Below are 8,386 nucleotides of genomic sequence, written 5' to 3'. Positions count from 1 at the left end.
AATATCGATGTCACCGGGGTCGGTCACGGCCTGGCCGTCGTAGGGCGAAACCCACGTGCCGGTGACGGGCCGGCATTCCCCATCCACCGTCACATCGATTCCATCACGCTGCAGCACGGTCTCGCGGGTCGTGCACTCCCCCACACTGTTCCAGTGCGGGAACTTGTCGCGCGAATACCCACGGGCCGAGGATTCTTCGGCCACCGTCAGACCATCCAGTAGCGTTCGCGCGGCCGCGGCGACCGGGATGCCCGGTGGTTCGGCTGCCGCGGCCGGCGGCCGAACCAGCACGGCGGCGGCCGCGGACACCACCACCGCGGCGACAGCCAGAGCATGCCCGCGCATAAGCGTCTCCCTACCTCGGATGGAACGGAAGATCTCGGTTGGCGTCCACCGTAGCCGACCACTGTGTCCCCGAGGTAGATCCGCAGTGGCGGCGAAATGTCCGGACCGGATTCCGCTGTGCTCCTGTCCCGCCGACCTGCTCGGACCGAACACCGTGCAGAGCGCAACGGTGTGCGCCCACGACTTCGAATCGATCTTGCCGATCCTGGCCAAAGCTACCGCTGCCGGACAACGCCTGCTGCACGCGTTGACCTTCCATGATCCGACACCACCGGCGCTGGAGCGCGCGGTGGACCGGACCGACCGCGAGGACAACTCGATTACTGCCGATCTGTGGGCCCGCTGGAAGGTGATACTGCCCCGACCGTCGTAGTGCCTGAACTCGCCCGAGGACGAAACGACACCACCCATTCCTGATCGGGGAGGCCCTTCAGTTGTGGTGGGTGGTGCCCACCGTGAGGTTACGTATTGAGTAGGCGGCCGCCATCGACCGCGCTGGTCGATCCCGTCGCGTGGCGATCGGTGATGCATCGTGAATCGCTATTGCTTATTGGTCCTCTGGGCTACGGGGACACAGTCTATGGCGGCCAGGTTGCTGTCGAGCCGGTTGAGCGTGACCTGGCCGCCGTGCACGGTCAGAGATCGCAGCCCGTAGAGGCGTTTGAGGTCGGCGAACAGTGTGGTGGCGGGCTCATGGTCGCCGCGGTATCAGGCCCCGGCGAACCGCATTCCTCGGCGGATTTCCGGGCGATTGCTACCGGACACCCAGAGAACTATCGATCTCCCTACCCGAGAGGCCGCCGTGTCCACGGTCCACCACTGACGGATTCATCGCGAGCGAAACACGCTCTCAACAGCGGATCTTGACGTTATGAAAGCGTTATCCGTTTACCGGGTATGACGATACTTCCGTGGCTCCTCGTCCAGTGGGACGCCATCACTTTGGGTTTAGCGCTGTCCACGGGGATCGGCGGTGTCTGGTTGGGTGTCGTTGGTTGTGTGCGCCGCTACCAGCGGCTGCTGGAGATACGAACGATCCTTCGGTTGGCGGAATCAGGCAGCAGGGCCGTATCCGTTACTCGCCGAGGCAGTTCGGTATCGGCCATCGTCGTCGATACCGGCACCGCCGGATGGGGTACCCCACCGGCGGTGCGAACAGTGCAGGAGATACGGGCGACATGAGGTTCCGGTCGACGAAACAGCGCCACGAGCCGAAAAAACAGGCCGCTGGCGAGAATCGGGCACTGTTCGAGCAGCTGTATCGACGCGAGCATGCCCACGTGCGGCGGTACCTGCTGAACGCGGTGCGCGGCGAAGGTGGGCATGCCGACGATCTGACTCATGAGGTGTTCCTGCAAGTGTGGCGCACCTACGCCCCTCGGCTGGCAGTGATGGACGACGAGGACGTCCAAAGAGTCCTGATCACCACAGCGAAGAATCGGCTGATCGACCTGTGGCGCAAAGACAGCAAACTCGTCTTCTTCGCCGGGTTCGACGACACCCACCTACCTCTCGACACCGCCGCCGGCGCTGCCGCAGCCCCTTTCGACCGGATCATCGACGATGAACTCGTAGCCCGTTTCGCCCGAGTAGCGGTCAAACGATTGACCGACGGCGAGTACCGCGTCGCGTTCATGGGCTGGGTCATGGGCTACACCGACAGCGAAATCGCCGAAGCGCTGGGTACGACCACTAAAACGGTGAAGACCCACCGCTGGTCCGCGCGAAAGAAGATCAAGTTGTTCGCCTGCAAAGACGGGGGCGAGATCACCTTCTACGACGCCGACGACACCACGGCTCCAGGGATCGACGGAGTGAGAATATGACTGCGCACGACAGCAGAAATCCGGATCGTTCGGTAACCATCTCCGAGGCCTTCGACAAGCTCGGCGACTACTACACCGAACAGCACGGCCCCGGCTCGGCAGAGCAGGGCTGGGATCGGCTCCAGCGCGCATTGGACGACGACGAGCCCGCCGATGACCCCGCACCCGACCAGCCCGACCGGTCGACCATCTCGTGGTGGAAGCGTCCACTCGTCAAGTACTGGGTAGCAGGCGTACTGATGAGCGCCGGTTCCCTGGTCACCTTCTACGCCGGCCCCCTGGTGGCGGGCGTAGCGACTGTAGCCATGCTCGTGGCCTTGACCATCGGTGTCGCAGCACTGCTGGAGACAAATCGGCGTCAAATAGCCAAAATCGAGGCCACCCGACTCGCCCGCGAACACCGCGAAGAGATTCGCGCGCAAAAGTCCCGGCGAAAAGCCGTGCGTAAAGCCGCCCTGGCCAGGCAGAAGGCAGTCCAGGACATCGGAAGAATGGACAGCTCAGGCATTGTCGACCTCGCCGGCGCCGACCTCACCGAAACCGACCTCACCGAGGTGAACCTGGTCGGCGCAAACCTCGCCGGCGCGACCCTCGACGGCAAGAACCTGCGCGGCGGCAACCTCTACGGCACAAACCTCGCCGACGCCAGCCTGTTCGGGGCCGAACTCTCCCGAGCAGAACTATCCGGCGCCGACCTCACCCGCGCGGACCTCACCACCGCCCGTCTCATCGGCACCCGACTCGCGGGCACAACACTGACCAACGCCCACCTGACCGGGGCCATCCTGTCCGGAGCCGTCCTGGCCGCAGCGCACCTGTCCGGAGCAGACCTCGCCGGCGCAGTCCTGTCCGGAGCGGACTTCAACAACGCGGACCTCTCCGGTGCAGCACTACCCAGCGCCTACATCACCAGGGCATACCTGGCCGGCGCGAACCTCGAAGGCGCAGACCTGGGGCGAGCGAACCTCCGCGGCTCGCACCTGTATGGCGCCAATCTGACCCGAGCGAACCTCGCCGCCGCCGACCTCACCCACACCGACCTGCGACGCGCCATACTGATCGGCGCCGACCTCACCGACGCGAAACTGCTCGACCTGACCGCCCTCGAAGAAGTGACATGGTCAGAAGCCACCATCTGGGGCCGATACCGCAACGACGTCATCAAACGATCAACCCCACTCGGCCGCGGCTGCTACCGACTCAACCCCGCCGAAGGAACATCACCAGGCCCCGTCCTACTTCCCCGTATACCGGTGGTCTGAGCAGCACCGAACAACCGGGCCAACGATCGACCAGGCCCTCTCCCCTTACGGGCGCCGGACGCAGCAGCTGGGCCGCAGCCTCGGCGGTGAGCCGTTTGGGCAGACCCGCGGGCACCAGTTGGACCAACAGGCGGTGCAACCGGTTGGCGGTCTGGGTACGGGTCCGGATCAGGTCGTCGCGGTACTCGGTGAGCGTGCGCAGCACCTGGGCGGTCGTGTCGGTGCGCATGGACTGCCCACGAGATGGACAACTGTGACGATCGGATGCAGGCGCGGCAGATTGTTGCACTGCTCGCACAGCCCGAAACATATAGGCCACCGCGGGTTTCCCGGCCGCGCTGCATCTTCTGGTTCCGCTCCACCAGGTACGCCCGGCCGACGGCCGCGTTGTTACCCGCCGACTGAGGCGGGACATGCGTCCGGGTCAAGGTGCCCACTGTGGTGCACAAACCGCAGGGATACTGCCCACCGCGTACGCGCCCCGCCGCGTGATCGTGCGAAGGGACATCGTTGCCATCCCGCGATTATGCGATGTCCCAGCGACACGAGGAATCGAATTTTGCCTGGCTGGAGCCGGAAACGAGGGACGCTGGCTAGTGGTGCTTGCGGTCTCTGGATATCGGTCACCGTTCAGTGAGGCGAGTCGAGTCCGGGTCGCACGTCGAAGCCAGCCCCCGACCGTGGAGTCCTCCTCACGGACTGCTCAGCCTGGCGTAGCGAGATGCGGCGCTGGTGCGGAGCGAGGGGCCGCCCGGTTTGTCTCGTCGGGCCTGCTGAGGTCAGACCCAGTGGGCTCCGTTGTCGCGGGCGAGGTCGACCAGTTCGCGCCACCTGGCGACCGGACACGTCGCGGAGGCAATAGCGCGCCTGACCTCATGATACCCGGCGGTGAGCACACCTTCGAAGGAATACCAATCCTCCTGGTGGCGGCACGAGCCACAGATGTTCGGATTGAAACTCCGGCCGCGTTCGCGCCGTTGTCCCAGCAACGCTGCCCGGTCGGGGTGTCCGGCGGCGATCAGCAAGTCCCGGGCGATCTGAACCGGGTATTCCTGATCGGTGGCGAACGCCTCCCGGAACCCGTCTCGAGGAATCGCTCGGGCCTGCACCGCCCACACCCAGTCCTGCTGGACGCTGCACCTGCGACAGACATGCGGGTAACCGAGAACATCGACATACACAGTCGGCGAAGCCACATCCCCCAGCATCCCCGGCCGAAGACCTAGCGCCAACTCCAGAACCCCGGGGCCGCACGACGTGCAGAGTGCAACGACCGGCCCCGGGTAGCGAGTGCGACTACCGCGTCGATGGTCTCGGGTGTGAGCGAGACTCGCCGACAGTCTTGCCGGTGGCTTCGATGGTGAGGACTCGCCGGTGGATGGCCTCAGGGTCCTCATCCGGATCTGGATTCAGAATCGCATCGACGAGCAGGGCTGTTACCCGGCATGCTGTGCGGTGCTGTGGGTCCGAAGCCTGATCGACGAAGCGGACGAGGAGGTTCTGCACCTGGGTCCATACCTCCTTGTTCGCCGATGCGACGGACTGTGTGCGGTGCAGAAGCAACTGGCGAGCCCGCTCCGGCGCGTCGGGATCACAGACCACCCCGGCATAGCCGTCGGGCTGGTGTGGCTGGTACTGCTGCGGCGCTACTTCGGGGCCTGTCAGCACAGTCACTTGGTCGTGGACGAGTGCGGATATCGGAGTGGGAAGCGCGGAAGTGAGCCGGTCCACGGCCAGGGTCAAGTACTGCTCTCGCGCGCCGATGAGGAAGTCTTGACCCGGCCAATACACCTCGAACTCGAATTCCATCAGTGCCTTGTCGATCAGACTGTTCGCGGTTGCGGTGAGAGCCAGTGCCTCATAGATGATCCCCACGGCACCGGCGGAATCCGCCGGGTCGGTAGCTGTGAGCCGATCCACGGTGGAATGCAAAATCTCCAGCGCCGTCGGGGGATGAGTCGCCGTCATATCCGCCATCGTCGAGTCCATGCGGGCATCATCGCGATTCGGTGCCCAGGACTCACCGATTTCGCCACTAACCGATACTTCTCATCGCCGGTCAGCGCCGACCCACTGACCCCTCGGTGGACTTGGGGTGACTACCGGAGCCGACCTGCCGCGGTCGAAGAATACTGCGGGCAGGATTGGCACTACATAGTCGTCGGACCATCCCACACCACCATAGGCACCCGTGCGCGACCATGCTTTCGGGCCGGCTGGAATCCTCATACTCGTGCGAGACCGTAACTTTCGTGGCGACCGTCTGTCGTGGCAGCCGTGGTTCGACCTCCACCCGCCCACCTATGAACAGCTCGCCGCAGTCATCACCGCCATCGACGACTGTCTACTCCGGCACGGATTCGAGCGTGGACCGTTCGGGTTCGAGGCCATCAGCGAGGACGCACCGCTACATATGCGCGCTTCATGGGCCAGAGATTCACTGATCGACCAGCCGGACAGCAGTTCGATCGACAACGCCTCGGTATGGGGCTCAGGTCTGATCCGGATCGATGTCGACAGCCAATGCATCGAGCTGACCTTCCGCGACACCGAACCCGAAACCTTGGCCGCTATCGTGTCGGCGCACGTGCAGGCCGCCGACGCCCCGTATCGCTGAACACAGCCGACGGTGGCCGGGTCGTCGGGTCCTGCTCGCTGTCCGCCGATCTCGAAGCAGAGCAGATGATCTGATCTGGGATGGGGCCGCGGCACTTGTAGCGCTTGCTGTCGCCGGCGTAGACGTTGCCGAGATCCTGGCGCCATTCGTAGACGGAGCCGTCGGCCAGCTCCCCCATCCACTGGAGGCCGCCCGATTCGTGCCCGAGCTGCGTGCACCACGTAGCCACACGAATGACTGTTGTATACCTGACCTGGAACAAGCGCCTCGTTCCACGCGTGGTTGAGCTGTTCGGTCCCGGGCCAGGCTGAGCCGTTTGCCCACTGGCCGCGGAAAGTGTGCGTGCGTCCATAGATCTCCTCGTATCTGTCGGTGGGGGTTGGGTACGCTGCACAGGACTCAGGCAGCGAGGGGATAGGGGCAGGCCATGGACCTCGAGATCGACGCAGCAGCGCAGGACAATCCGGAATGGGTGGTGTGGTCGGCAGAGGCGCATATCGCGAATGAAATAGCCAACCTGTTCACCGAGACCTTGCCGACGGTGCCGGCCGACTGGAAAAACCCTGCTGGTGACGTAGTGGGGCCCATGCCGGTGGGAGTCGACATCTACAGCGACGAGATGGCGCTGGACTGGGTCTACGACGTCTTCCCCTACTTCTTTCCAGACGAGGACTCGGTCTACGACAAGGTCGACCTGGTCAACCAATTCACCTGCTACATCGGCGATTACTTCGTGAAGCACTGCGGTGGCCGGTGGGTGAACGATCCCGAGGCCAAGGTGCTGCACGAGTTCGGGCCGATGATCTGCTACGACTGGACTTCCGAGGTCGACTACCCGGTAAATCTGCTGTTCGATGCGGCCGAGGCGGGTTTCGGAGCTGTTGCTACCGATTGGTACTCGCGGACAGTCGATTACGCCGAAGCCCACGGGCTACCGCATCCAGGTGTCGAGAGGCGACGGAACCACGGATGACCAGGGCGTGGGGGGATGTCCAGTGACGAGATCCGTCGGCGCGACGCTGAAGAGGCCCGTCGTAGACAGCGCGAAGCCTCCGATCGAGGCCGCAAATCCCAAGACCTCGGACGCTGGTTCCACCGGGGCATGGCCGAGCTCCGGGGCGAAACACGCGCGAACGGGTGGAAACACGAGCAGTCCGTAAAGCTGCCATCCGGCCGCGAGCGCAAGCACGACACCGCCCGCGTCAACGAACTCGGCGGCCGGGACTTCACCGAATACAAATGGGGTGACCGGGTCGGCGGTGAGCTGACGATGGAGCAGATCGCCAAGGAGCGAGAATTCCTCCGGATGGACCCCAATGCGCGCGGGTCCTGGGTGATGCAGCGCGGGGCTGCCGACTCGCTCGTCCGCAAGGAACTCGAGGCCCTGGTCCGCGACTTCCCCGGCCGATTCCGCGTTGAGGAGGTCAGCAAACAGAAGGCGATCGAAGCCCGCGATCTCGGCAAGGACCTGGAGCGGAACCGCAACCAATTGGAGCTGATCGACTCCTCGAAGCTGCGCGGGCAGGAAAGGGCGAGGGAGCTCCGCGAGAAGGCTCAGCAGAGGCAGCGCACACAAGAAGCAGTCAAACAAGCCGACGAGGCCCGGGAGCGAGAACAGCGAGAACGCCAGGAGCTGGCCGAGCGGGAACGCAAACAGCGTGAAGCTGCGGAACGCCTGGCAGAGAATGCCCGTCTGCGACGCGAGGGAGAGAGGACTCCAATATCGGCCCGGGAAGCAGCGGACATGCTACGTCTCTCCCAACCGACACCGGGGCAAGAAGCTCCCCACCATCGGCACCCTCAACCGGGGCAAATGAGGTCCAGCCGTACCCGAGGGCGCGAGCGGGATCGAGGATTGGAGCGAGGGCGTTAGCCGATCCTCTCCAGAATCAGAGTCAGCGCCTCTGTGAGACTTTGTAGATGCCGCGGTTGTTCAGCACGACCTGAGTGCTCGCTGGCCGCGCCACCAGCCGGTTTCCTGGGGGACGATCGCCCGGTCGTCATCGAGTAGTACTTCAGGCATGCGCAGTGTCGGTGGTTCCCGGATCGGCACCGATCCTGACCGGTCCAGGTACAGCCGTCGGTCGCGTGGTCACTTCCGGCCGGTGGCACGGCCGCCTCGCCGCTGGTCGTGCCCAGCGCCGCGGCCGGCGCAGCCGGGACCAGAGCGACGCACCGACCAGGATTATCGCGACCGCGCCTCCCTCACTCAGTATCGGCACCCCGAGCGGTCACGACCATCTTTGCCGCGCAGATGGTCTTGAGATCCGCGCCCAGAACGCCACGGCCTCGAATCTGACCCAGATGCACATCAGTTACTTCTGCTGCTGGTAGCA

General features: G+C 64.5%; 10 protein-coding genes and 1 pseudogene. 6 read left to right on the top strand and 5 right to left on the bottom strand.

Annotation, left to right across the window (positions count from 1 at the left end; translation table 11 throughout):
* Positions 1-345 (bottom strand): annotated as a pseudogene (locus ON22_RS34305) (hypothetical protein); the annotation flags it as partial.
* An 85-nt stretch (positions 346-430) separates the two neighbouring features.
* On the opposite strand from ON22_RS34305, the gene ON22_RS34300 reads away from it, so the two are divergent.
* Positions 431-718, top strand: a complete 288-nt coding sequence (locus ON22_RS34300; protein ID WP_033247068.1) for a hypothetical protein — start codon at positions 431-433, stop codon at positions 716-718.
* Between the two features lie 634 nt (positions 719-1,352).
* Here ON22_RS34300 and ON22_RS38355 read toward each other — a convergent pair.
* On the bottom strand, positions 1,353-1,688 hold the full coding sequence (locus ON22_RS38355; RefSeq protein WP_231508774.1) for a hypothetical protein: 336 nt from the start codon (positions 1,686-1,688) through the stop codon (positions 1,353-1,355).
* Here ON22_RS38355 and ON22_RS34295 point away from each other — a divergent pair.
* Together ON22_RS34295 and ON22_RS37745 are read left to right on the top strand one after the other, a co-directional pair.
* Positions 1,626-2,171, top strand: a complete 546-nt coding sequence (locus tag ON22_RS34295) for an RNA polymerase sigma factor (protein WP_255218576.1) — start codon at positions 1,626-1,628, stop codon at positions 2,169-2,171. The genes ON22_RS38355 and ON22_RS34295 overlap by 63 nt on opposite strands.
* Positions 2,168-3,433 carry a pentapeptide repeat-containing protein gene (locus tag ON22_RS37745; protein WP_051158454.1) on the top strand — a complete coding sequence of 422 codons (1,266 nt, stop codon included), beginning with the start codon at positions 2,168-2,170 and terminating at the stop codon, positions 3,431-3,433. Before ON22_RS34295 ends, ON22_RS37745 begins: the two co-directional genes overlap by 4 nt.
* Here the strand turns inward: ON22_RS37745 and ON22_RS36225 are convergent.
* The 3 genes from ON22_RS36225 to ON22_RS34275 all read right to left on the bottom strand — a co-directional run bounded on the left by ON22_RS36225 (position 3,372) and on the right by ON22_RS34275 (position 5,422).
* Positions 3,372-3,662 carry a hypothetical protein gene (locus ON22_RS36225; protein ID WP_033247070.1) on the bottom strand — a complete coding sequence of 97 codons (291 nt, stop codon included), beginning with the start codon at positions 3,660-3,662 and terminating at the stop codon, positions 3,372-3,374. The two genes, ON22_RS37745 and ON22_RS36225, sit on opposite strands and share 62 nt — an antisense overlap.
* A 550-nt stretch (positions 3,663-4,212) precedes the next feature.
* Entirely contained in the window at positions 4,213-4,629 is a 417-nt protein-coding gene (locus tag ON22_RS34280; protein WP_156052411.1) for a hypothetical protein, read from the bottom strand.
* 100 nt (positions 4,630-4,729) lie between these two features.
* Positions 4,730-5,422: a hypothetical protein gene (locus ON22_RS34275; protein ID WP_033247072.1), complete on the bottom strand. Its 693-nt coding sequence runs from the start codon at positions 5,420-5,422 to the stop codon at positions 4,730-4,732.
* Between the two features lie 244 nt (positions 5,423-5,666).
* Between ON22_RS34275 and ON22_RS34270 the strand changes: the two genes are divergently transcribed.
* From ON22_RS34270 to ON22_RS34260, 3 genes are all read left to right on the top strand, one after another.
* Positions 5,667-6,050 carry a hypothetical protein gene (locus ON22_RS34270; protein ID WP_156052412.1) on the top strand — a complete coding sequence of 128 codons (384 nt, stop codon included), beginning with the start codon at positions 5,667-5,669 and terminating at the stop codon, positions 6,048-6,050.
* Positions 6,051-6,477: 427 nt separating this feature from the next.
* Complete coding sequence (locus ON22_RS34265) at positions 6,478-7,023, top strand: hypothetical protein (protein ID WP_033247074.1); 546 nt, start codon at positions 6,478-6,480, stop codon at positions 7,021-7,023.
* Positions 7,024-7,038: 15 nt separating this feature from the next.
* Entirely contained in the window at positions 7,039-7,923 is an 885-nt protein-coding gene (locus ON22_RS34260) for a hypothetical protein (protein WP_156052413.1), read from the top strand.
* The last annotated feature ends 463 nt before the right edge of the window (positions 7,924-8,386 follow it).

It is taken from the genome of Nocardia carnea NBRC 14403, assembly GCF_000308515.1.
Classification (GTDB): Bacteria; Actinomycetota; Actinomycetes; order Mycobacteriales; family Mycobacteriaceae; genus Nocardia; species Nocardia carnea.
The sequence above is the reverse complement of the archived record's forward strand: the minus strand, read 5'-3'. Positions and strand labels throughout refer to the sequence as shown.

Coding starts and splice junctions, on each gene's coding strand:
- ON22_RS34275 (WP_033247072.1), bottom strand. CDS start 5,422: ATGGACTCGACGATGGCGGATATGACGGCGACTCATCCCCCGACGGCG.
- ON22_RS34260 (WP_156052413.1), top strand. CDS start 7,039: ATGTCCAGTGACGAGATCCGTCGGCGCGACGCTGAAGAGGCCCGTCGT.
- ON22_RS34265 (WP_033247074.1), top strand. CDS start 6,478: ATGGACCTCGAGATCGACGCAGCAGCGCAGGACAATCCGGAATGGGTG.
- ON22_RS38355 (WP_231508774.1), bottom strand. CDS start 1,688: ATGAGTCAGATCGTCGGCATGCCCACCTTCGCCGCGCACCGCGTTCAG.
- ON22_RS36225 (WP_033247070.1), bottom strand. CDS start 3,662: ATGCGCACCGACACGACCGCCCAGGTGCTGCGCACGCTCACCGAGTAC.
- ON22_RS37745 (WP_051158454.1), top strand. CDS start 2,168: ATGACTGCGCACGACAGCAGAAATCCGGATCGTTCGGTAACCATCTCC.